Annotated in this window: 21 protein-coding genes and 1 pseudogene; 20 read left to right on the top strand and 2 right to left on the bottom strand. The window is 65.6% G+C overall.

Translation table 11 applies throughout. From position 1 onward, the window contains the following. The first annotated feature begins 21 nt into the window (after positions 1–21). From KF941_RS08260 to hypE, 20 genes are all read left to right on the top strand, one after another. Positions 22–1,356 (top strand): ATP-binding protein, encoded by a 1,335-nt coding sequence (locus KF941_RS08260; protein WP_028714016.1) that lies wholly within the window; start codon positions 22–24, stop codon positions 1,354–1,356. Beyond that, a complete protein-coding gene (locus tag KF941_RS08255) occupies positions 1,353–2,342 on the top strand; it encodes a HupU protein (RefSeq protein ID WP_028714015.1) in 990 nt (329 codons plus the stop codon). Before KF941_RS08260 ends, KF941_RS08255 begins: the two co-directional genes overlap by 4 nt. Then, positions 2,339–3,793, top strand: coding sequence for a nickel-dependent hydrogenase large subunit (locus tag KF941_RS08250; protein WP_028714014.1), 1,455 nt, complete (start codon positions 2,339–2,341; stop codon positions 3,791–3,793). Before KF941_RS08255 ends, KF941_RS08250 begins: the two co-directional genes overlap by 4 nt. 35 nt (positions 3,794–3,828) lie before the next feature. Beyond that, on the top strand, positions 3,829–6,060 hold the full coding sequence (hypF, locus tag KF941_RS08245; protein WP_028714013.1) for a carbamoyltransferase HypF: 2,232 nt from the start codon (positions 3,829–3,831) through the stop codon (positions 6,058–6,060). 202 nt (positions 6,061–6,262) lie between these two features. Further along, a complete protein-coding gene (locus tag KF941_RS08240) occupies positions 6,263–7,348 on the top strand; it encodes a hydrogenase small subunit (protein ID WP_028714012.1) in 1,086 nt (361 codons plus the stop codon). Positions 7,349–7,351: 3 nt separating this feature from the next. Next, the gene (locus KF941_RS08235; RefSeq protein WP_104494088.1) at positions 7,352–9,145 is read left to right on the top strand and encodes a nickel-dependent hydrogenase large subunit; all 1,794 of its coding nucleotides are present in this window, start codon (positions 7,352–7,354) and stop codon (positions 9,143–9,145) included. 15 nt (positions 9,146–9,160) lie between these two features. Beyond that, entirely contained in the window at positions 9,161–9,745 is a 585-nt protein-coding gene (locus KF941_RS08230) for a HupE/UreJ family protein (protein WP_104494087.1), read from the top strand. 4 nt (positions 9,746–9,749) lie between these two features. Further along, on the top strand, positions 9,750–10,496 hold the full coding sequence (cybH, locus tag KF941_RS08225) for a Ni/Fe-hydrogenase, b-type cytochrome subunit (protein WP_104494086.1): 747 nt from the start codon (positions 9,750–9,752) through the stop codon (positions 10,494–10,496). Positions 10,497–10,743: 247 nt separating this feature from the next. Next, positions 10,744–11,361: a HyaD/HybD family hydrogenase maturation endopeptidase gene (locus KF941_RS08220; protein ID WP_028714008.1), complete on the top strand. Its 618-nt coding sequence runs from the start codon at positions 10,744–10,746 to the stop codon at positions 11,359–11,361. Continuing rightward, positions 11,361–11,672, top strand: coding sequence for a HypC/HybG/HupF family hydrogenase formation chaperone (locus tag KF941_RS08215; protein ID WP_011749370.1), 312 nt, complete (start codon positions 11,361–11,363; stop codon positions 11,670–11,672). Before KF941_RS08220 ends, KF941_RS08215 begins: the two co-directional genes overlap by 1 nt. Positions 11,673–11,675: 3 nt before the next feature. Next, entirely contained in the window at positions 11,676–12,095 is a 420-nt protein-coding gene (locus KF941_RS08210) for a hydrogenase accessory protein (RefSeq protein WP_104494085.1), read from the top strand. Positions 12,096–12,107: 12 nt separating this feature from the next. Next, the gene (locus tag KF941_RS08205) at positions 12,108–12,941 is read left to right on the top strand and encodes a hydrogenase expression/formation protein (protein WP_028714006.1); all 834 of its coding nucleotides are present in this window, start codon (positions 12,108–12,110) and stop codon (positions 12,939–12,941) included. Beyond that, positions 12,938–13,801 (top strand): [NiFe]-hydrogenase assembly chaperone HybE, encoded by an 864-nt coding sequence (gene hybE, locus KF941_RS08200; RefSeq protein WP_214273076.1) that lies wholly within the window; start codon positions 12,938–12,940, stop codon positions 13,799–13,801. The genes KF941_RS08205 and hybE overlap by 4 nt, the downstream gene beginning before the upstream one ends. Further along, the gene (locus KF941_RS08195) at positions 13,798–14,700 is read left to right on the top strand and encodes a hydrogenase expression/formation protein HupK (RefSeq protein ID WP_214273075.1); all 903 of its coding nucleotides are present in this window, start codon (positions 13,798–13,800) and stop codon (positions 14,698–14,700) included. The genes hybE and KF941_RS08195 overlap by 4 nt, the downstream gene beginning before the upstream one ends. Continuing rightward, a complete protein-coding gene (gene hypA, locus KF941_RS08190; protein ID WP_104494084.1) occupies positions 14,693–15,034 on the top strand; it encodes a hydrogenase maturation nickel metallochaperone HypA in 342 nt (113 codons plus the stop codon). Before KF941_RS08195 ends, hypA begins: the two co-directional genes overlap by 8 nt. Continuing rightward, a complete protein-coding gene (hypB, locus tag KF941_RS08185; RefSeq protein WP_028714002.1) occupies positions 15,034–15,957 on the top strand; it encodes a hydrogenase nickel incorporation protein HypB in 924 nt (307 codons plus the stop codon). The genes hypA and hypB overlap by 1 nt, the downstream gene beginning before the upstream one ends. 3 nt (positions 15,958–15,960) lie before the next feature. Then, a complete protein-coding gene (locus KF941_RS08180; protein ID WP_028714001.1) occupies positions 15,961–17,442 on the top strand; it encodes a sigma-54 dependent transcriptional regulator in 1,482 nt (493 codons plus the stop codon). A 2-nt stretch (positions 17,443–17,444) separates the two neighbouring features. Further along, complete coding sequence (hypC, locus tag KF941_RS08175; RefSeq protein ID WP_028714000.1) at positions 17,445–17,729, top strand: HypC/HybG/HupF family hydrogenase formation chaperone; 285 nt, start codon at positions 17,445–17,447, stop codon at positions 17,727–17,729. Then, positions 17,726–18,862, top strand: coding sequence for a hydrogenase formation protein HypD (gene hypD, locus KF941_RS08170; protein ID WP_214273074.1), 1,137 nt, complete (start codon positions 17,726–17,728; stop codon positions 18,860–18,862). Before hypC ends, hypD begins: the two co-directional genes overlap by 4 nt. Before the next feature lie 15 nt (positions 18,863–18,877). Further along, on the top strand, positions 18,878–19,933 hold the full coding sequence (gene hypE, locus KF941_RS08165) for a hydrogenase expression/formation protein HypE (protein ID WP_104494082.1): 1,056 nt from the start codon (positions 18,878–18,880) through the stop codon (positions 19,931–19,933). A gap of 147 nt (positions 19,934–20,080) precedes the next feature. Here hypE and KF941_RS08160 read toward each other — a convergent pair. Beyond that, positions 20,081–21,153 (bottom strand): annotated as a pseudogene (locus KF941_RS08160) (IS3 family transposase); the annotation flags it as partial. A gap of 54 nt (positions 21,154–21,207) precedes the next feature. Then, positions 21,208–22,140 carry an IS5 family transposase gene (locus KF941_RS08155; RefSeq protein WP_214273073.1) on the bottom strand — a complete coding sequence of 311 codons (933 nt, stop codon included), beginning with the start codon at positions 22,138–22,140 and terminating at the stop codon, positions 21,208–21,210. Between the last annotated feature and the right edge of the window lie 3 nt (positions 22,141–22,143).

Raw genomic sequence — 22,143 nt, 5'->3', positions numbered from 1 at the left:
AGGGTGAGGAGAGGATTGCAAATGCCACGGGCAATGGACGCAAAGGACGACAGGGCGGGTGCTGCGCTGACGGATGCGGCCTGGTCCGATGTGCTGATTGCGGTGGATCGCACCTATGCCGAGCTGATCGAACATCAGGAGCGGCTTGAGGCCCAGAACCGCGAGCTTGAGGCGCTGCGCCAGTTCCTGTCCTCGGTCATCACCTCGGTTTCCGATGTGCTGATCGTGCTGGATCGCGACGGGCGGGTGGATGAGGTCAATGCCTCGACCTGTGTCTGCACCGGGCTGCCTGTCGCGGCCCTGGTCGGCCGGAGCGTGGCGGATCTGGTGCGCGAAGAGGATCGCGCGGGTCTTTCGGCCCTGATTGCGGAGATTGCGCGCACGCGGGCGCCGGGGCGGATGGAGCTTTCGCTTGTGAGTTCGCGCGAGCCGGCCCCGGTCGAGGCGGTCCTGTCGCCGCGCCTCGATGATCGCGGCCGGATCGAGGGGCTGGTGCTGACGGGGCGTCCGGTGGGGGAATTGCGCCGCGCCTATGCCCAGCTTGAACGCAGCCATGCCGAGATGAAGGCCGCTCAGGCGCAGCTGGTCCATGGCGAGAAGCTGGCTTCATTGGGGCGTTTGCTGGCCGGGGTGGCGCATGAGCTGAACAATCCGATCAGCTTTGTCTATGCCAATGCCCATGCGCTGGAACGCTATGCCGCCAAGTTCGAGACCTATTTCGACCGGGTTCAGGCCGGGGCCGACAGGGATGAACTGGTCCGCCTGCGGGAAGAATTGCGGCTGGACCGCGAGTTGCGCAACCTGCGCGAGGCGGTGCAGGGCGCGCGCGAGGGGGCCGAAAGGGTGCGCGATATCGTCGAGGATCTGCGCCGACTGTCCTCGGATGGGGGCGGAGAGATGGCGGCCTTCGATCTGGTCGAGACCGCCCGCACCGCCGCCTTCTGGATCATGCGCGGGGCAGGCCACAGCACCGTGCCCGAGATCAATGCCGAAGGGCCGGTGATGGTTCTGGGGCATACGGGCCATATTCAGCAGGTGGTGATGAATCTGGTGCAGAACGCGCTGGATGCGGTTTCGGAAACCGCAGCCCCGCAGATCGCCTTGCGGATCATGCGCGAGGAAGGCCGTGGCGTGCTGGAAATCCACGACAACGGGCCGGGCATCGACGAGGCAACGGCCGCAATGATCTTTGACCCGTTCTTTACCACGAAACCCGTGGGAAAAGGCACCGGACTTGGCCTGTCGATCAGCCTCAAGATCGCCGAGGATCATGGCGGCAGGCTGAGTTACAGCCCCGCCTCTGGTGGTGGGGCGCTGTTTCGGCTGGAGCTGCCGCTGGCAGGAGAGGGCGCATGAACATTCTGTGGCTGCAAAGCGCCGGTTGCGGTGGCTGCACCATGTCGCTGCTATGTGCCGAGGGGCCGAATGTCTTTGACCTGCTTGCCGGGGCGGGGCTGACCTTTCTGTGGCATCCGGCGCTGAGCCTTGAAAGCGGTGCCGAGGTGCGCGGGATTCTGGCCAGCCTTGTTTCGGGCGAGGTGCCGCTGGACATTCTCTGCGTCGAGGGCGCGATTGCACGCGGGCCGCGTGGCACCGGACGCTATCAAATCCTGTCGGGCACCGGGCGTCCGTTACTGGACTGGATGCGGGACCTGGCGCCGCTGGCGGCCCATGTGGTGGCGGTGGGCACCTGTGCGACCTATGGCGGCGTGACCACGGCAGGGGGCAACCCCTCGGATGCGGTGGGGGTGCAATATGACGGTGCCCATCCCGGCGGCGCCCTGCCGGCCACGTTCCGCGCCCGTGCCGGTCTGCCGGTCATCAATATCGCCGGCTGCCCGACCCATCCCGATTGGGTGACCGAGACGCTTCTGATGCTGGCGGCGGGCCGGCTGGGGGCCTCGGATCTGGATGCGCTTGGCCGGCCCCGGTTCTATGCCGATCATCTGGTCCATCATGCCTGCCCGAAGAACGAGTTCTACGAGTACAAGGCCAGCGCGCGCGCATTGTCGGAAATGGGCTGCATGATGGAGCATCTGGGCTGTATCGGCACACAGGCGGTGGGCGATTGCAATATCCGGCCCTGGAATGGTCAGGGCAGTTGCACACGCGGCGGATATCCCTGCATCAACTGCACCGCGCCGGAATTTGAAGAGCCGCGCCACCTGTTCACCGCCACGCCCAAGATCGCCGGCATTCCGGTTGGCCTGCCGACCGATATGCCCAAGGCCTGGTTCATGGCGCTGGCATCGCTGTCCAAGGCCGCCACGCCCGAGCGGATCGCGAAGAATGCCGTGGCCGATCGTATCGTCACCCCGCCGACGCTGAGAAAACCCCGATGAGCGGGGCAGGGGGCGAAACGGGGCAGGGGCAGTTGATCGTCGGCCCGTTCAACCGGGTCGAGGGCGATCTGGAGATCCGGCTGGACATCGCAGAGGGGCGAGTCAGCGCGGCGCGGATCAACTCGCCGCTTTATCGCGGGTTCGAGCGTATGCTGCCCGGCAAGGATCCGCGCGATGCGCTGACCATCGTGCCGCGGATTTGCGGCATCTGCTCGATCAGCCAGTCGGCGGCGGCGGCGCGGGCGCTGGCCATGGCGGTGGGCGAGGTCCCCGAACCGCAAGGAGAGCGGATGGCCGCGCTGATCCACGCGGTCGAGAATGTCTCGGACCATCTGACGCATTTCAGCCTGTTCTTCATGCCCGATTTCACCAGACCCCAATATCAGGCGCGGGGCTGGTATGATCGGGCGGTGGCCCGGTTCACGGCGATGGAGGGATCGGCCCTGAAACGCGCGGTCGAGGCGCGGGCGGGGTTGATGCATATCCTTGGGCTGATGGCCGGGAAATGGCCGCATACCCTGGCGATCCAGCCCGGCGGCGTGACGCGCGCCCCGTCCGAACGCGACCGGCTGCGTATTCTGGCCAGCCTGACGGCCTTTCGCCGCTATCTGGAGGATACGGTCTTTGGGGCAGCGGTCGAGGATTTCGCGGCCCTTTCCTCGGTCCCGGCGCTGATGGGATGGCAAGGGGGCGATGCCGGCCTGTTCCTGCGCATCGCCGCCGATCTGGATCTGGCGGATCTGGGGCGCGGCTCGGGGCGCTATCTGTCCTTTGGCGCCTATCCGCTGGAGGGCGGCCACGGCTTTGCCCCCGGCATCTGGGATGGCGGGGCGCAGCCTCTCGACATCGCGGCGATCAGCGAGGATTTGTCGCATAGCTGGATGCTGGGGCCTGCGGCGCATCCGGCCCAGGGTGTGACCGATCCCGACGAGGATATGCGCGACACCGCCTATAGCTGGTGCAAGGCCCCCAGACTGGCCGGACGCACCATGGAAACCGGCGCGCTGGCCCGGCAGGTGATCGACGGCCATCCGCTGGCGCTGGATCTGGTCCGCGATGGCGGCGGCGGGGTGCTGGCGCGGGTGGCGGGGCGTCTGCTGGAACTGGCGCGCAGTCAGGTTCTGATGGAGGATCTGGCGCGCGGGATCGTGCCCGAGGCCCGCTTCATGGCCGGCCCCCTGAAAATCAGCGATGGGATCGGCGAAGGGCTGGTCGAAGCCGCGCGCGGCGCGCTTGGCCATTGGCTGAGGATCGAAGGCGGGCGGATCGCCTCGTATCAGATCGTCGCTCCGACCACCTGGAACTTCAGCCCGCGCGATGCCGGCGGCGTGCCCGGTCCGGTCGAGGCGGCGCTTGAGGGGCTTGTGGTCCAGCCGGGCGAGACGACCCCGCTTGGCGTGCAGCATGTGGTGCGCAGCTTTGACCCCTGCATGGTCTGCACCGTGCATTGAGGAAGGAGTGCCCGCCGGACATGACTCTGCCGACCATGGAACAGGGCTTCGCCATCCGGGTGCGCGGGCAGGTGCAGGGGGTCGGCTTCCGGCCCTTTGTCTGGCGGCTGGCACGGGCGGCGGGGTTGCGCGGCGAAGTTCTGAACGATGCCGAAGGGGTCCTGATCCGTCTGGTCGCGCAGGATTGCGGCGATTTCATCGCGGCCTTGCGCGCGGATAGGCCGCCTCTGGCCAGAATCGACGCGATCGAGGCCGTGCCACAGGTTTTTGCCGCGATGCCCGAGGGGTTTTCCATCGCGGCCAGCGCGGGCACAGGCGCCGAAACGCGGGTCACGCCCGATGCCGCGACCTGCCCGGAATGCCGGGCCGAGATCTTAGCGCCCGGTAGGCGGCAGGGCTATGCCTTTACCAACTGCACCCATTGCGGGCCGCGCTATACGATCCTGCGCGAACTGCCCTATGACCGGGCGCGAACCACGATGGCGGGCTTTGATCTTTGCCCCGATTGCGCCGCCGAATATGCCGATCCCGCCGACCGCCGCTTTCACGCGCAGCCCATCGCCTGCCCGGCCTGCGGCCCAAACCTGTGGTATGAGGCCGGGGGAAAAGAGGTCGCGGGCGATCCTGTCGCATTGGCGGTGGCGGCGCTGAAGGCGGGGCAGGTCGTCGCGGTCAAGGGGCTGGGCGGCTTTCACCTTGCCTGCGATGCGGCCGATGCCAGGGCCGTTGCGCTGTTGCGGGCGCGCAAAAGGCGGCCGTCGAAGCCCTTTGCCCTGATGGGGACCGCGGCGATGATCCGCGCCCATGCGACGCCATCCGAGGCTTGCTGGCGATTGTTGCGCGACCCGGCGGCGCCGGTGGTGCTGGTGCCCGCCCGGGGCACATTGCCCGAGGATGTGGCGCCGGGGATGCGCGCGCTTGGCGTCATGCTGCCCTATACGCCGCTGCATCACCTGCTGATTGCCGCTTTCGGGGGGATGCTGGTGATGACCTCGGGCAATCTTTCGGGCGCCCCGCAGGTCACCGGCAATGACGAGGCGCGCAAGGCGCTGGCGCGCTTTGCCGATGGTTTCCTGATGCACAACCGCGAGATTGCGCGGCGGCTGGATGACGGGGTCGAGCGCGCCGATCCGCCAATGGTGATCCGCCGCGCCCGTGGGCGGGTGCCGGGCACGCTGCCCCTGCCGCCGGGGTTTGACGGAGCGCCTCGGGTGCTGGCCTTTGGTGGTCAGATGAAGGCGGCGATCTGCCTGACCAAGAACGGTCAGGCGATGGTGTCGCAGCATCTGGGCGATCTGGACGATGCCGAGACCGCGCTGGAATACGACCGCACGCTGTGCGATCTGGCGGCCCTGTTCGACCATGCCCCCGAACTGGCCGCCTGTGACCCGCATCCGGGCTATCGCGCGACGATCACCGCCGAAGGCGCAGGCCTGCCGCTGATCCGGGTCTGGCATCATCACGCGCATCTGGCCTCGTGTCTTGGCGATAATCTGTGGCCGCTGGACGGGGGCAGGGTGGCCGGGATCGTGATGGACGGCCTTGGCCTTGGACCGGATGGCACGATCTGGGGCGGAGAGCTGTTGCTGGGCGATTACACCGGGTTCGAGCGCCTCGCCCATCTGGCCCCCGCCCCCCTACCGGGCGGCGACCGCGCCAGCCGGGAGCCCTGGCGCAATGGGCTGGCCCGTCTGGATCAGGCGGGGCTTTCCGCCGTGGCGGACCGGCTGTTCCCCGACGCGCCCCGCGCCCTTTTGCGGCAGGCGGTCGGTGCGGGGGTGAATGCGCCGCGATCATCCTCGGCCGGGCGGCTGTTCGATGCCTTTGCGGCGCTGGCGGGCTTTGCCGGGGCGCAGAGCTACGAGGGCGAGGCCGCGATGCGGCTGGAGGCCATGGCGCGCCCTGCTGCGCCCTATCCCTTTGAATGCCGGGATGGGATCATCGACCCCGCGCCGATGTTGCGCGCCGCCGCGGCCGATCTGGCGGCCGGGCGCGATCGGGGCGATATGGCGGGGGCCTTTCATGCCGGGCTGGCGCGTGCCTTCTGTGCGCCGGCCCGCGCGCTGGTTCAGGGCGACCGGGCGCGGGCGGTGGCCCTGTCGGGCGGTGTGTTACAGAACGCATTCCTGTTGCGCGAATGTCTGGCGGCGCTGGACGGTCTGCCGGTCCTGCTGCATCGCCAGATCCCCGCCAATGACGGCGGGCTTGCTTTCGGTCAGGCGCTGGTTGCTGCGGCGCAGCACATGGCTGCGGCGAAAAGCTTGTAACCGGCGGGCGCGTCCTCTGGCTGAACCCTGACCATCCGGGCGACGCGGGATTTTCGGCAGCCGATTGAAAAGACGCCATAAAATTTGTTTCTCCATCTGCGACATTCTGTCATTGCCCTGCGCCCCCCTGCCTTGGCATGCCTTGAAAGACCACGCGAAGGTCCGCGCTGCCGGGCCGCCAGGCTGAGAGGAGGAGGACGTCTTGTCGCAAATCGAGACATTCTACGATGTCATGCGCCGGCAGGGGATCACCCGCCGCAGTTTCATGAAATATTGCTCGCTGACAGCGGCGGCGCTTGGCCTCGGCCCGGCTTTCGTGCCCAAAATCGCCCATGCGATGGAAACCAAGCCCCGCACACCGGTGATCTGGGTGCATGGTCTGGAATGCACCTGCTGTTCGGAAAGTTTCATCCGCTCGGCCCATCCGCTGGCCAAGGATGTCGTGCTGTCGATGATCAGCCTTGATTACGACGATACGCTGATGGCCGCCGCCGGCCATGCCGCCGAGGCCGCCTTCGAGGACACCATCCAGAAATACAAGGGCCAGTATATCCTTGCCGTCGAGGGTAACCCGCCGCTGAACGAAGACGGGATGTATTGCATCACCGGCGGCAAGCCATTTGTCGAAAAGCTGCGCCATGCGGCCAGGGACGCCAAGGCGATCATTTCTTGGGGGGCCTGCGCGTCCTATGGCTGCGTTCAGGCCGCCGCGCCGAACCCGACGCGGGCGACGCCGGTCCACAAGGTCATTCTGGACAAGCCGATCATCAAGGTGCCGGGCTGCCCGCCCATCGCCGAGGTGATGACCGGCGTCATCACCTATATGCTGACCTTCGACCGCATGCCCGAGCTTGACCGCCAGGGCCGGCCAAAGATGTTCTACAGCCAGCGCATCCACGACAAATGCTATCGCCGCCCGCATTTCGATGCCGGCCAGTTCGTCGAGCATTGGGACGACGAAAACGCCAAGAAGGGCTATTGCCTTTACAAGATGGGGTGCAAGGGCCCGACCACCTATAACGCCTGCTCGACCGTGCGCTGGAACGAGGGCGTTTCGTTCCCGATCCAGTCGGGCCATGGCTGCATCGGCTGCTCGGAAGACGGGTTCTGGGATCAGGGTTCGTTCTATGACCGGCTGACCAATATCAAGGCCTTCGGGGTCGAGGCCAATGCCGACAAGCTGGGTGGTATCGCGGCGGGTGCGGTCGGTGGGGCCGTTGCGGTCCATGCCGCGATTTCGGCGCTGAAACGGGCGCAGAAAAAGACCCAGGACAAGGTGGAGGCCTAGGCCATGACGATCAATACGCCGAATGGCTTTACCCTCGACAATTCCGGGCGCCGCATCGTGGTGGACCCGGTCACCCGGATCGAAGGGCATATGCGCTGCGAGGTCAACGTGGATGATCAGGGTGTCATCCGCAATGCGGTCTCGACCGGCACGATGTGGCGCGGGCTGGAGGTCATCCTGAAAGGGCGCGATCCGCGTGACGCCTGGGCCTTTGTCGAACGGATCTGCGGCGTCTGCACCGGCACACATGCGCTGACCTCGGTACGCGCGGTCGAAGATGCGCTTGGGATCATGATCCCCGACAATGCCAATTCGATCCGTAACATGATGCAGCTGGCGCTGGAGATCCACGATCATGTCGTGCATTTCTATCATCTGCATGCGCTGGACTGGGTGAACCCGGTCAATGCCCTGCGCGCCGACCCCAAGGCGACCAGTGAATTGCAGCAGATGGTCTCGCCCTCACATCCGATGTCATCGCCGGGCTATTTCCGCGATGTGCAGAACCGGCTGAAGAAATTCGTCGAATCCGGGCAACTGGGGCTGTTCAAGAACGGCTATTGGGACAATCCGGCCTATCTTTTGCCGCCCGAAGCCGATCTGATGGCGACGACGCACTATCTGGAAGCACTTGATCTACAAAAGGAAATTGTCAAGGTTCACACGATCTTTGGCGGCAAGAACCCGCATCCGAATTGGCTGGTGGGCGGGGTGCCCTGTCCGATCAATATCGACGGCACCGGATCTGTCGGCGCGATCAATATGGAGCGGCTGAACCTCGTTTCCTCGATCATCGACCTGTGCGACGAGTTCAACAAGAACGTCTATATTCCCGATGTGATCGCCATCGGCGGCTTCTACAAAAGCTGGCTTTACGGGGGCGGGCTGTCGTCGCAGGCGGTCATGGCCTATGGCGACATCCCCGAAAACCCGAATGACTTTTCAACCGAGCAACTGCACCTGCCGCGCGGCGCGATCATCAACGGCAACCTCAACGAGGTGCATGACGTCGATCCGCGCGACCCAGAGCAGGTGCAGGAATTCGTCGACCACTCCTGGTATTCCTATGGCGAGCCGGGCCGCGGCCTGCATCCTTGGGATGGGGAAACCAATCCGAAATTCGAGCTGGGGCCGAATCTCAAGGGCACAAAAACCCGCATCGAACAACTGGATGAATCCGCAAAATATTCCTGGATCAAGGCGCCGCGCTGGCGGGGGCACGCGATGGAGGTCGGCCCGCTTGCGCGCTATATCATCGGCTATGCCAAGGGACATGAGGATATCAAAAATCAGGTCGATGGCCTACTGAGAACCATGGATTTGCCCTTCGAGGCGCTGTTCTCGACTTTGGGGCGCACGGCGGCGCGGGCGCTGGAATCGGAATATTGCGGGCGCCTGCAGCGGCATTTCTTCGACAAGATGGTGCGGAACATCAAGAATGGCGATCAAAGCACCGCCAATGTCGAGAAATGGGACCCCTCGACATGGCCGAAAGAGGCCAAGGGTGTCGGCATGACCGAGGCGCCGCGGGGCGCGCTTGGCCACTGGATCCGCATCAAGGATGGCCGGATCGAGAATTATCAATGCGTGGTGCCGACCACCTGGAACGGCTCGCCCCGCGACAGTCAGGGCAATATCGGGGCCTTCGAGGCCAGCCTGATGAACACGCCGATGGAACGCCCGGACGAGCCGGTCGAAATCCTGCGCACGCTGCACAGTTTCGACCCCTGCCTTGCCTGCTCGACCCATGTCATGTCACCGGATGGCGACGAGCTTGCCACCGTCAAAATTCGCTGAGAAAGGGACGATCCAATGAAAAAACTGACGCTGGCCACGCTGGTCGCACTCATGGGCTCACCCGTTCTGGCCCATACCGGGGTCGGAGAGACCTCGGGCTTCATGGCCGGGCTCTCGCATCCGATCTTTGGGCCGGATCACCTGCTGGCGATGCTGGCGGTGGGGCTGTGGTCGGGCTTTGTCCTGCCGCATCGCTTCTGGCTGGGGGCGGCGACCTTCATGGGCGCGATGGCCGTGGGGGCGTTGATTTCATGGGCCGGGCTCCCGATTCCGATGGTGGAAACCTGGATCGTGCTGTCGGTCGGGGCGTTCGGTCTGTTGACCGCGCTTTCGCGCCGCGGGCAATCCGACCAGATCACCTTTGCCTCGCTGGCCGCGATCGCCCTGTTCGCCATGTGCCACGGCCATGCTCATGCGACCGAGGCGCATGGCAATGCGGCAGGCTATATGCTTGGCTTCCTGATCTCGACGGCGGCGCTGCATATCGTCGGCATTTTCATCGCCCGCACGATCTCGAACGCCACGGCGGCCAGAATGGTGCAGGCGGCAACCGGCACCGGGATCGCCATGGCGGGCCTTGCCCTGATGGCCGCCGGGTGATGCCATGAGCGACATCCATTCCGGCGATGATCCTGTCTTCGAGGGTCGCCCCCTGGGCGCCCCTGATCGGGCCAGCCGGCAAACCTCGGTCTATGTCTACGAGGCGCCGGTCCGCATCTGGCACTGGATCAACGCGGCCTGCATCATGGTCCTGTGCGTGACCGGCTGGCTGATCGGCAGCCCGCCGCCCTCGATGCAGATCGCCGAAGCCTATGACCAGTTTGTCTTCGGCTATATCCGCTTTGCCCATTTCTCGGCCGCGATGATCCTGACGGTCGGCTTTTTCGGCCGTCTCTACTGGGCGCTGATCGGCAATCACCATGCAAAGCAGCTTTTCTATGTGCCGATCTTCTCGCGCCGGTTCTGGGCAGAGCTGCTGTTCGAGCTGCGCTGGTATTTCTTTCTGGAAAAAGAGCCAGAGAAATATGTCGGCCACAACCCGTTGGCGCAGCTTGCGATGTTTCTGTTCATGACGGTCGGTCTGACTTTCATGATCGTCACCGGATTTGCGCTTTATGCCGAAGGGGCGGGCAAGGACAGCATGTTCCATGCCGTCTTCGGCTGGGTTCAGGACCTTGTTCAGAACACCCAGCGCCTGCACACGCTGCACCATATCGGCATGTGGTGGATCGTGATCTTCATGATCATCCATATCTATGTGGCGATCCGCGAAGACATCATGTCGCGCCAGTCGATGGTCTCGACGATGATCTCGGGGCACCGCACCTTCAAGGATGATCGCCCCGACTGAACGCGGCTGGCGGCAACTGGAAGGATCGTTTCCGGTTTCAGGACAAGTCGGCAGGTCACTTGCCGCACCATATCCAGAAATCCCGCCCGCATTGGTGGGATTTCATTTTTATATCATCATCTTGCAAGGAATTTCGAGGGTTGCGACTTTTTGTCTCTGCTTTCGGAACTGGTGGCTATACTTTCGGCTCATAGGGGTGGGGCACATGACCGCACCGCCTGCCAGCAATGCTTCGGGGAGGGGGCAGATGCCAGCGGAAGCGCCTGCAAATATCCTTGTTCTGGGGATCGGCAATGTGCTTTGGGCCGATGAGGGCTTCGGGGTGCGCTGCGTCGAAGAGATGGCCGCGCGCCATGCCTTGCCCGAACGGGTGAGGCTGCTTGATGGCGGCACGCAGGGGCTGTATCTGCTGCCCTTTCTGGAAGAAGCCGATGCGCTGATCGTCTTTGACGCGGTGGATTACGGACTGCCCCCCGGCACGCTGAAGCTGGTCGAAGGGGCAGAGGTTCCGGCCTTTCTGGGCGCCAAAAAAATGAGCCTGCACCAGACCGGCTTTCAAGAGGTGATCGCCACCGCCCAGCTGCTGGGGCGTTGCCCGGCGCAGCTGATGCTGATCGGCTGCCAGCCGGTCGAACTGGAGGATTACGGAGGAGGGCTCCGCCCCGAAGTGGCCGCGCAGATCGACCCTGCCATCGGGATTGCGCTGGCGAAGCTGGCCGAATGGGGCGTTCAGGCCGGCGAGGGTGCGACCTCGGGCCAGCTTGCGGATCCGGCGATCCGGCGCGAGGCCTATGAGACGGGCCGCCCCGCCGCCTCTGATGCCTGCCGCGAGGGCGATGCGCGCTTTTTCCCGGGGGCCGGCTGATGTGCATGGGCATCCCGATGCGGCTGGCGCAGGTCGACGGCATCGCCGGGCAAAGCGAGGGCGGCGATCTGATCGACCTCAGCCTGACCGCCGATGCGCAAGCCGGCGACTGGGTGCTGACCTTCCTCGGCACGGCGCATGAGGTGATCGACGCTGACCGCGCCGCACGGATCGCGGCGGCATTGCAGGGGTTGCGGGCGGTCATGGCGGGGGGCGACGCTTCGGGCGCCTTTGCCGATCTCGAGGGTCGCACCCCGGCGCTTCCGTCCCATCTTCAGGCGGCGCTGGCCGCAGGCCGCAAAACGGGTTGACCCATGCATGACCATTCCCACGACATTCTGCACAGCCCCGGCGGGGGCGCCCTGCACCCGCTGCTGGCGCGGCTGGAGGCCGAATTCGGCTGGCCACGCCTGCATTCGCTGCATGACGTCGCAGAGTTTACAGCCCGCCCCGGTCTGCATTGCCTGTTCGTTCCGGGCGACCCCGCCCGCAATCTGGAGACGGTGGACGCGGCGGTGATCCTGCCGGAACTGCGCATGGCCTTTCAGAACGCCTTTGATTGCGCCGTGGTGGATGACGCCATCGAAGCAACGGTCCGCGAAACCCACAGGGCGCTGAAAACGCCGGGTTTTCTGTTCTTCCGCGATGCCTCTTATCTTGGCTCGATCGAGAAGATCCGCGACTGGAACGATTACATCGCCCGCACCAGCCACATCCTCTCGCTGCCGGGTTGAAAGGCAAAGACAATGGCCCAGAATTTTCACCTGCCCCCTGTTGGTTTCGGCCCCGGATCGCAGCCCGACGATGGCGAGGGGCTGGAGTGGCTGCCGCTGCCCTCCGGGATGCGCACCTATGACATGCATCTGCCCGAGGTCGGGAATGTCGCGCCTCTGGCGCCCGCGCTGGCGATGCTGGCCGAAATCGCCGCGGCCTGCGATCGTGTGGCCCAGGGGGCGGCGCCGGTGTCGTTCGATCTGTCCGCGCTGGATGCGGCCAACCGGGCGCTGATGGCGGAAACGCTGGGTCAGGGCGAGGTGTCGCTGCGCGTGCGCGGCGTGCCGGCGGTGGCCGTGCAGGAAAGCGTCTTTGCCGGGGTCTGGGTGCTGAAGGCCGAGGGGATCGACCGGGTCGAGGTCGCGCCCGTGCCGCAGCTTGCCCTGACGCGGGCGTTCCATGCGCAGCGCCCGGCGATCGGGGCCCTGGCCCCGCGCGCGCCGGGGGTGGTGAACGCCCCTGCCTTGCTGGCTGAACTGATGGACAAATCCCTGTCATGGCGCAGCCCCGGTGATCTGCATGTGGTGAACCTGACCCTGCTTCCGCATACCGAAGAGGATCTGCTCTGGCTCGATCAGGCTCTGGGCGAGGGGTCGGTGACCATCCTGTCGCGCGGCTATGGCAATTGCCGCATCACCGCGACCGCGCAGGATCGTCTGTGGCGGGTGCAGTTCTTCAACTCGATGGATGTGCTGATCCTCGATACCTTCGAGGTGACCGCCATGCCCGAGGTGGTGCTGGCCGCGGCCGAGGATCTGGCGGACAGCGCGGGCCGCATTCGTGAAGTGCTGGGGGCGATCCGATGAGCGTCGAGACCGCACGGGGCGGGTTCGAGGGGTCTTATCTGGGCGCCAATGACCGGATCAGCCCGCAGGCGATCATGGAATGCAAGATCTGCTGGACCAGCTATGACCCGGCCGAGGGGGATGAATACCGGCAGGTTCTGCCCGGCACGCCGTTCGCGGCCTTGCCCGCCGACTGGAAATGTCCCGGCTGCGACGCGCCGAAGGAACAGTTCATCGTGCGCGAGGATCCCGGCTCTGACGAGATGCGGATCGCGGCCGAGATCGAGCGGCGCTGCGCCCGGCTGGTCGCCGACTTCCGCGAGGTCTTCAAGGCAAAGATGCGCGACGTGCCGATCATCAATCAGGCGCTGCATGTCGAGGCGCTGGCCTTTCGTCCCTGGCAGGGCGGCTTTCTGGGGGTGCTGATCGCGCCCTGGTTCATGAACCTGATCTGGCTGCCGGGCGAGGATCAGGACTGGTCGGCCCTGAAGGCGGGCGAGAAAGAGGTGGTCGCCTTTCCCTCGGGCGAATATGAATTCATCCATAACAGCCGTGAGATGACCGGCCCTTACAAGGCCTGTTCGCTGTTCTCGCCGATGGCAGATTTCACCAGCCAGTTGCAGGCCGTCGATGTCGCGCGCGCGGTGATGGTCGAGCTGTTCAAACCCGAAAACCGCGACGGGACCGACCGCGCCGCCGAGATTCGCGCCGCCCGCGAGGCCGAGCTTGCGCCGCCGCCCGAGGCCGCATCCGAGGCCGGACCGGCATCGGATGCACCGATCCCCGATCCGCGCCCCACGCGCCGGGCGCTGCTGACCGGCGGGCTGGCCGCTGCTCCGGCAGAGGGCGACGATCCGGAGATATCCGGGGGCGTGGAATGATCTCTGCCGCCGTCAGCTTTCGCCTTTTGCCCCGCGACGGAGGGCTTGCCCTTGCGCAGGGGACGCAGGCGGGGCTGGCGGTGGATGCGCTGATGACGGGGCGCAGGGTGGATGAGGTCAGGCAGATGCTACCTGCCCTGTTCGGCCTGTGCCGGTCCGTGCAGGAATGGGCTATGGCGCTGGCGCTTGGGCTGCCGCTGCCGCCCCTGGACGATCTGCGCCGCGACATGATCCGCGACCATCTGGCCAGGCTGTGCCTGCATCTGCCGCCGCAGCTTGGGCTTGCGCCCCTGGCGTTGCCGCAGGGCTGGCAGGCGGGGGGGCGCGCGCTGCGGGTGGCGCTTTTCGGGCAGGATGGCCTGCCCGGACCCGGTGATCTGGCCGCATGGAGCGCGGGCCCCGCGCCGCTTGCGCGCCTTGTCGCGGCGGTTCAGGGGCATTTCGCGCCGGGCGAGGCGGTCAGCGATCTGCCGGCGATGACGGATCCGTTCGGCCACGGCCCTGTCGAGAACAGCCTTGCCACACGCCATGCCGGACATCCGCTGCTGATGGCGGTGCGGGGCGCATATGGTCACGGGCCTCTGGTGCATCTGCTGGCCCGGCTGGTCGATCTCGACGCCCTGTCGCGCGGGGCTTTCCCGCCGCCCCGCCGGATGGCACAAGGGGCGGCGCTGGTGCCCTGTTCGCGTGGTCTCTGCGCGCTTGAACTGCGCGCGGCCGGCGGCATCGTGACCCGCTTTTCGCGCCGCACACCCACCGATCACCTGCTGATGCCGGGCGGGCTGCTGGCGGCCAGCCTTGCGACACTTCCGCCGCACAAGGCGGATCGGGCGCCTTTGCTTGCCATGATCCTTGATCCCTGTATCCCTCTGCATCTGGAGGCCGGACCCCATGCATGAGATGTCGCTTTGCGAAGGGATCCGCGGCATTGTCGAGGATCAGGCCCGCCGCCACGGTTTTTCCCGCGTGACCCGGATGCGGCTGGAAGTCGGGCGCTTTGCCGGGGTGGAAAAGGCCGCGCTGAGCTTTGCCTTTGACGTGGTCATGCGCGGCAGCCCGGCCGAGGGCGCGGCCCTGGAAATGATCGACCTGCCGGGCCGGGCAATGTGTTTCGACTGTGCCGAACAGGTGGAATTGGACGACCGCCTGTCGCCCTGCCCCCTCTGTGGCGGTGGCAGGCTGATGCCCGAGACGGGGGACGAAATGCGGATCAGGGATATGGAGGTGATCTGATGTGTGGGATTTGCGGTTGCGGCAGCACGGTGACGGTGGACGGGCGCGAGATCAGCCATGACGAGGCACACCGGCTGGGCCTGGCCCATGAGCACGCGCAGGATCACAGCCATGGCCACGGGCACAGCCATGCCGCGAATGGTCACGCGCATGACCATGGTTCCGGCGATCACCACCACCATCATCATCACGACCATGCGCCGGGCCATGGTCACCATCACGACTACGGCGCGGGCGCGGCGGGTCTGTCGGTGCCGGGCCTGACCCAGCAGCGGCTGATCGAGGTCGAGACCTCGCTTCTGGCCCGCAATGACGGGTTGGCTGCGGGCAACCGGCGGGTGCTTTCGGCGCTGCGAGCCTTTGCGGTCAACCTTGTCTCATCGCCCGGTTCGGGCAAGACCACGTTGCTGTGCCGGACCATCTCGATGCTGGAAGGCCAACCGCTGGCGGTGATCGAGGGCGACCAGCAGACCGAGAACGATGCCGACCGGATCCGCGCCACCGGCGCGCGGGCGGTGCAGGTCAATACCGGCAAGGGCTGCCATCTGGATGCGCAGATGGTGGGCGGTGCGATGGATGCGCTGCGGCTGGAACCGGCCTCGCTGCTGTTCATCGAAAATGTCGGCAATCTGGTCTGCCCCGCGGCTTTTGATCTGGGCGAGGATGCCAAGGTCGCGATCCTGTCGGTGACCGAGGGTGAAGACAAGCCCTTGAAATACCCGGATATGTTTACGGCCGCAAGGCTTGCCATCCTGAACAAGATCGACCTTGCCCCCCATTGCGATGCCGATCCCGAGGTCTATGAGGCCAATCTGCGGCGGGTGAACCCCGGCATAGACATCCTGCGCCTTTCGGCCCGCACCGGCGAGGGGATGCAGGCCTGGATCGACTGGCTGCGCGCCGGTCTGGCGACAAAGGCCTGAGCCATGCCCACGCCGCGCCCCTTTGTCCTGCTGGTGGATGACGAGCCGCATTCGCTTTCGGCGATGCGCATGGCGCTTGAGGATGAGTTCGAAATCCTGACCGCCCCGGACGCCGCCGCCGCCGCCCGGCTGATGGAAGAGGAATGGGTGCAGGTGGTGGTCTGCGACCAGCGGATGCCCGGCCAGACCGGGGTGGAGTTCCTGACCGGGCTGCGCGAGCGCTGGCCGGAAACGGTGCGGCTTCTGATAACTGGCTATACCGATCCGTCGGCCATCGTCGATGCGATCAATCTCGCCGGCATCCATCAGTTTATCGCCAAGCCATGGCATCCCGACCAGTTGCTGATGGCGGTGCGCAATGCGGCGCAACTTTTCCATCTCGCGCGCGAGAATGAACGTCTGGCGCTGGAAATGCGCCGTCTTGCCTCGACCTCCGAGAGCCGGCTGGAAAAGCGGCGGCGGGCGCTGCGTCAGGAGCAGGGCTTCGACAGCGTGCTGCGTGCGCCCAACTCGCCGATGAACGGCACCGTTGACGCGGCTCGGCAATGTGCGGCCTTCGATGTCCCGGTGCTGCTGACGGGCGAGCAGGGCACGGGCAAGGAACAGCTTGCGCAGGCGATGCATCTGGCCTCACTCAGGGCTGACCGGCCCTTTTACGCGCTGGATCTGACCGGAATGCCCGATGAACTGGTCATGATCGAACTGCTGGGCGCGCGGCGCGGGGCGGTGGCTGGAGGAACCAGCCGGATCGGCCTGATTCAAAAGGCGGATCGCGGGACGCTTTATCTGTCGGGGATCGAGACCATCACGCCCGAATTGCAGCTTGTGCTTTTGCGGATCCTGTCGGGGCGCGGCTTCACGCCGGTCGGCGGGCAAGAGACGCTGACCAGCAACCTGCGCCTGATCGCCGGGGCCGGCACGGATTTGGCGGCGCTGGTGGCCGAAGGGCGATTCCGTCCCGACCTCTATTACGCTTTGGCGGTGGCCGAGATTGCGGTGCCGCCCCTGCGCGCGCGACGCAGCGATATCGCCATGCTGGCCCAGCACATTCTGGCCGAACTGGCTGCCCGCCACGGCAAGCCGGTGCATGGTTTTGACGGACGCGCGCTGGAGTTTCTGGAGAACTATGACTGGCTTGGCAATTTGCGCGAGTTGTCGAATGAGATCACCCGGATGCTGATCCTTGCGCAAGACAGCGTTCTGGGTGCCGATTTGATCTCTCGCCGGATCCTTCAGGGGCCGCCGGGTGAAGACGGCGCCGGCCGCCTGACCCAAGCGGTGCTTGTCGGAGACGGCAGCCTGAAAGAGCGGGTCGAACTGATCGAAATGCGCATCCTGCGCGAGACGCTGACCCGCCACCGCTGGAACAAAAGCCGCGCGGCGGCCGAACTGGGTGTGTCGCGGGTGGGCCTGCGCGCCAAGCTGGACCGCTATGGCGTCAAGGATCCGGCCGAGCGTCATGCCACCCCGGAAGAGGAGGAATAGCCATGTGTCTGGGAATCCCGGGCCGCATCACAGCCATGACCGATCCTGCGAGGATGATGGCCGTGGCCGAGATCTCGGGTGTGCGCCGCGAGGTCAATATCGCCTGCGTGGCCGAAGGGCTGCCTGAGGGGTTGATCGGCCGATGGGTGCTGATCCATGTCGGTTTCGCCATGAGCCTGATCGACGAGGACGAGGCGGCGCGCACGCTGGCCGCGTTGCATGAACTGGGCGAGGCGCAAGAGGCGCTTGAACAGATGGCCGAAGCCGACCGGGAGATGGCACGATGAAATTTGCCTCGGAATTCCGCGATCCCAAGGCAGCGCGCGCGTTGCTGGCCGCGATTGCATGCCGCGCCGACCAGATCGGCGCCAGCCGCGAAAAGCCGGTGCATATCATGGAGATCTGCGGCGGCCACACCCATTCGATCTTTCGCTATGGTCTGGACAAGCTGGTGCATGAGGGCGTGGAATTCATCCACGGCCCCGGTTGTCCGGTCTGCGTTCTGCCGCGTGCGCGGATCGACGAATCCATCCAGATCGCCAGGCGTCCGGTCGTCATCTTCACCACCTTTGGCGATGCGATGCGGGTGCCGGGCCGGTCGCAATCGCTGTTGCAGGCGCGGGCGGCGGGGGCGGATATCCGCATGGTCTATTCGCCGCTGGATGCCCTGGCTCTGGCCCGGAAATACCCCGAACGCGACGTGGTGTTCTTTGGTCTGGGCTTCGAGACGACGACTCCTTCGACTGCGCTGGCCATCCAGCAGGCCGCGCGGGAAGGGTTGGGCAATTTCAGCGTCTTCTGCAACCATATCACCGTGCCCGAACCCATCCACGCCCTGCTGAAGGATCCGCATATGGTGCTGGACGGGTTCATCGGGCCGGGTCATGTCTCGATGGTCATCGGGGTGCATCCCTATGATTTCATTGCCCGGGATTTCCAGAAACCGCTTGTCGTCGCAGGGTTCGAGCCGACCGATCTTCTGCAATCGGTGCTGATGGTGCTGGACCAGATTGCCGAAGGGCGCGCCGAGGTCGAAAACCAATATGCCCGCGTGGTCCCCGATGAGGGCAATCCGGTCAGTCTGGCCGCCATTGCCGATGTCTATGAACGGCGCCCCAGCTTTGAATGGCGTGGCCTCGGCGAGATCGACGCCAGCGGATTGCGCATCCGCCCGAAATACGCAGCCTTCGACGCCGAGGAAAAATTCGGCATCGGCTATGCGGTGGCGCGCAACCCGGCGCCGGAACCCGAGGGCTGCGCCTGTGGTGCGGTCATGGCGGGGCGGCTCAAACCGACGGCCTGCCCGCATTTTGGCAAGGGCTGCACACCGGACATGCCGCTGGGGGCGCTGATGGTCAGCTCGGAAGGGGCTTGCGCGGCCTATTGGCAATATGGCGGCGCACGGGTCGCAGCGGAATAGGAGGCGGGCCAGACCATGAACGCAATTGCTTTCGGAGCGCTGCGCGACAGCCATGTGACCCTGTCGCATGGCGGTGGCGGCAAGGCGATGGCCGATCTGATCGAAACCGTCTTTTTTCCCGCCTTCGGCCCCGGATCGGGCGAGGATCAGGCGCGGCTGACGGCGGATGCGCTGTGTGAACCCGGTGCGCGGCTGGCCTTGACCACCGACAGTTTCGTGGTCACGCCGCTGGAATTTCCCGGCGGGGATATCGGCAAGCTGGCGGTCTGCGGCACGGTGAACGATCTGGCCGTCGGCGGGGCGCGGCCGCTGTGGCTGTCGGCGGCGTTCATTATCGAGGAAGGCTGCGAGATCGCGCTGTTGCAGCGCGTGGTCGCCTCGATGGCGCGCGAGGCGGTGCTGGCGGGGGTGCGGATCGTGACCGGCGACACCAAGGTCGTCGGGCGCGGATCGGCGGACGGGCTGTTCGTCACCACCTCGGGCGTTGGCGTGATCCCGGCGGGGCGCGATCTGGCTGCGGCGCGGATCAGGCCGGGCGATGTCGTGCTGGTCAATGGCGTGCTGGGCGATCACGGCGCGGCCATTCTGGCGGCGCGCGGCGATCTGGCGCTGTCGACGGATCTGGTCTCGGACTGTCAGGGGCTTGGGCATCTGATGGAGGCGGTGCTGGCCGCCGCCCCCGGCACCCGCGCCGCCCGCGATGCGACCCGCGGAGGGCTTGCCGCGGCGCTGAATGAAATGGCGCTGGCGGCAGGATGCGGCATCGAGATCAGGGAAGATGCGCTGCCCCTGCGCCCCGAGGTGCGCGGGGTCTGCGAGATTCTTGGCCTTGATCCGCTCTATCTGGCCAATGAGGGAACCATGGTCCTGTTCGTGCCCGAGGCCGAGGCTGAGGCCGCGCTAACCGCGATGCGTTCCCGCCCCGAAGGGCAGGGCGCCGCAATCATCGGCCGCGCTGTGGCCGCATCCGAGGGAGGCGCCCATACGGCCCGTGTGCAGATGGTGACCTCCTTCGGCGGGCGCCGCATCGTCGACCGCCTTGTGGGCGAACAGCTGCCGCGGATCTGCTGAAACGGACCCTTGCCGCCTTTGCGTGACCTCAGCAGTCCGAATGGGGCAAGCGCGGCCTCGGTGCCTCATTTGATCGGGCATGGGCGTCAGTCGCGACCTTGCCGTAGGCTTTGGTCTACGGGGGCGGGGTGACCTGCCCCTGAACTTTCATCCAGCCGCGACCGGAGCCCGGTTAGTGTTTACGCCAATTGGCGCAGGTTGAGCAATCGCCCAACGCGCGGAGCTTTCATCTCGCGCAGCGGGGCGGGCGATTGCGGCGGTCAGGGTCCGCGCGTAGTCAGCCGGGGCCTGGTAGTCCAAGGCCGAGTGCGGGCGTTCGGTGTTGTAGTCGGCAGCCCAGGCGGCGATCACGATACGGGCATGGGCCAGGTTGCGGAACATGGTCTCGTTGAGCAGCTCGTCCCGCATCCGCCCGTTGAAACTTTCCACAAATCCGTTCTGCATCGGCTTGCCCGGGGCGATGTAATGCCACTCAATGTCGCGATCGGCGGCAAAGGTTAAGATCGCGTTACTGGTCAGTTCGGTGCCGTTGTCAGAGACGATCATCCCGGGCTTTCCGCGGCGTTCGATCAGGGCGGCCAGTTCTCGCGCCACGCGCCGCCCCGAGATTGAGGTGTCCGGGATCGCCGCCAAACATTCCCGGGTCACGTCATCGACGATGTTCAGCACCCGGAATCTTCGCCCGCAATCGAACTGGTCATGGACGAAATCCAGCGACCAGCGTGCATTGGGCCGCGCCTCGACCAGGATAGGGGCCCGTGTTCCGACCGCCTTGCGCCGCGCCTTCCGCTTGCGCACCGTCAGCCCTTCTTCGCGGTAGAGCCGATAGATCCGATTGATCCCCGAGGGCTCGCCCTCGCGGCGCAGCAATACGAACAAGCGCCGGTAACCGAACCGCCGGCGCTCGTTGGCCAAGTCCCGCAACCGACCGCGTAACGCCGTATCCGGCGCGCGTCGGGATCGATAGCGGATCATCATTCGATCCGCGCCGACGATGTGACAGGCCCGCCGTTCCGAGAGGCCATGCTCGGCCCGAAGATACGCAACGGCTTCACGCTTCACGGCGGGCCCTACCACTTTTTTGCAACCAGGTCCTTCATCGCCACCAGATCCAGCATCTGCTCGGCCAGCAGCTTCTTCAGCTTGGCGTTCTCATCCTCGAGCCCCTTCAGCCGCTTCGCCTCCGACACCGTCATGCCGCCGAACTTGGCCTTCCAGTTGGCTCTGTTGCACAAATCGGCTTAAGGCCGAGGTTCCCCTTTCCCCGGACGGACTTATCCCACAGCTTCCGTGACGGGTATTCCGAGCGCGGTGTAGCCGTTCAGGACGGCGATGCGGACCTGGAGTTCGGCGACCTGTCGGTCGAAGTCCCGTGCCATGAGCCGCTGGCCCAGCAACTTGATACAATGCATCTTTGTCTCGACGCGGCTTCGGCGGTGGTATCCACTCCATCGTCGCCAGAGCGCGCGGCCCAGGTATTTCGCCGCGCGCAGGGCCTCATTTCGGGCTACGGCTCCGGCGGTGATCGTCTTCCAGGGCTTCGCGTTCTTGCGGGGCGGGATGACGGCATGGGCACCGCGATCTGCAATCGCATCGTGGCATTTGCGCGTGTCGTAGGCGCCATCAGCCGTAACGCTACCGATTTCCTGGTCCTGCGGGATTTGGTCGAGAAGGTGGGGTAGGATGGGCGCATCACCGATGTGGCTCCCGGTGACTTCGACGGCCCGGATCTCCAACGTTTCTTCATCGATCCCAAGGTGGAGCTTGCGCCAGACGCGCCGTTTCGGGCCGCCATGCTTGCGTGCGTGCCACTCGCCTTCACCTTCGACCTTGATCCCGGTGCTGTCGACCAGCAGGTGCAACGGCCCCTTGGAGCCGCGGTAGGGGATGTTCACGGCCAAGGTCTTCTGGCGGCGAGATAGCGTGCTGAAGTCGGGCACCGTCCAGTTCAGGCCGACCAGCCGTAGCAGGCTCTCGACGAACCCGGTCGTCTGCCGGAGCGCCATGCCGAACAGCACTTTCATCGAGAGGCACGTCTGGATAGCGGCATCGCTGTAGGTCTGCTGGCGGCCACGCCTGCCTGTCGGCGCGGCATCCCAGCTCATCTCGGGGTCAAACCAGATCGTCAGCGAGCCCCGGCGCTTGAGTGCTTCATTGTAGGCTGGCCAGTTCCTGGTCTTGTAGGTCGGGGGTATGGGTCTGCTCATGCA

Origin of the sequence: Paracoccus sp. pheM1, from assembly GCF_018499825.1 — a bacterium.
Lineage (GTDB): Bacteria > Pseudomonadota > Alphaproteobacteria > Rhodobacterales > Rhodobacteraceae > Paracoccus > Paracoccus versutus.
The sequence above is the reverse complement of the archived record's forward strand: the minus strand, read 5'-3'. Positions and strand labels throughout refer to the sequence as shown.

What these genes read in the sequence shown, in the direction of transcription:
- hypB (WP_028714002.1), top strand. Translation starts at nt 15,034, where the DNA reads ATGTGTGGGATTTGCGGTTGCGGCAGCACGGTGACGGTGGACGGGCGC.
- KF941_RS08215 (WP_011749370.1), top strand. Translation starts at nt 11,361, where the DNA reads ATGTGCATGGGCATCCCGATGCGGCTGGCGCAGGTCGACGGCATCGCC.
- hybE (WP_214273076.1), top strand. Translation starts at nt 12,938, where the DNA reads ATGAGCGTCGAGACCGCACGGGGCGGGTTCGAGGGGTCTTATCTGGGC.
- KF941_RS08195 (WP_214273075.1), top strand. Translation starts at nt 13,798, where the DNA reads ATGATCTCTGCCGCCGTCAGCTTTCGCCTTTTGCCCCGCGACGGAGGG.
- cybH (WP_104494086.1), top strand. Translation starts at nt 9,750, where the DNA reads ATGAGCGACATCCATTCCGGCGATGATCCTGTCTTCGAGGGTCGCCCC.
- KF941_RS08250 (WP_028714014.1), top strand. Translation starts at nt 2,339, where the DNA reads ATGAGCGGGGCAGGGGGCGAAACGGGGCAGGGGCAGTTGATCGTCGGC.
- hypA (WP_104494084.1), top strand. Translation starts at nt 14,693, where the DNA reads ATGCATGAGATGTCGCTTTGCGAAGGGATCCGCGGCATTGTCGAGGAT.
- KF941_RS08260 (WP_028714016.1), top strand. Translation starts at nt 22, where the DNA reads ATGCCACGGGCAATGGACGCAAAGGACGACAGGGCGGGTGCTGCGCTG.
- KF941_RS08230 (WP_104494087.1), top strand. Translation starts at nt 9,161, where the DNA reads ATGAAAAAACTGACGCTGGCCACGCTGGTCGCACTCATGGGCTCACCC.
- hypF (WP_028714013.1), top strand. Translation starts at nt 3,829, where the DNA reads ATGGAACAGGGCTTCGCCATCCGGGTGCGCGGGCAGGTGCAGGGGGTC.
- KF941_RS08205 (WP_028714006.1), top strand. Translation starts at nt 12,108, where the DNA reads ATGGCCCAGAATTTTCACCTGCCCCCTGTTGGTTTCGGCCCCGGATCG.
- KF941_RS08255 (WP_028714015.1), top strand. Translation starts at nt 1,353, where the DNA reads ATGAACATTCTGTGGCTGCAAAGCGCCGGTTGCGGTGGCTGCACCATG.
- hypC (WP_028714000.1), top strand. Translation starts at nt 17,445, where the DNA reads ATGTGTCTGGGAATCCCGGGCCGCATCACAGCCATGACCGATCCTGCG.
- hypD (WP_214273074.1), top strand. Translation starts at nt 17,726, where the DNA reads ATGAAATTTGCCTCGGAATTCCGCGATCCCAAGGCAGCGCGCGCGTTG.
- KF941_RS08235 (WP_104494088.1), top strand. Translation starts at nt 7,352, where the DNA reads ATGACGATCAATACGCCGAATGGCTTTACCCTCGACAATTCCGGGCGC.
- KF941_RS08155 (WP_214273073.1), bottom strand. Translation starts at nt 22,140, where the DNA reads ATGAGCAGACCCATACCCCCGACCTACAAGACCAGGAACTGGCCAGCC.
- KF941_RS08220 (WP_028714008.1), top strand. Translation starts at nt 10,744, where the DNA reads ATGCCAGCGGAAGCGCCTGCAAATATCCTTGTTCTGGGGATCGGCAAT.
- KF941_RS08180 (WP_028714001.1), top strand. Translation starts at nt 15,961, where the DNA reads ATGCCCACGCCGCGCCCCTTTGTCCTGCTGGTGGATGACGAGCCGCAT.
- hypE (WP_104494082.1), top strand. Translation starts at nt 18,878, where the DNA reads ATGAACGCAATTGCTTTCGGAGCGCTGCGCGACAGCCATGTGACCCTG.
- KF941_RS08210 (WP_104494085.1), top strand. Translation starts at nt 11,676, where the DNA reads ATGCATGACCATTCCCACGACATTCTGCACAGCCCCGGCGGGGGCGCC.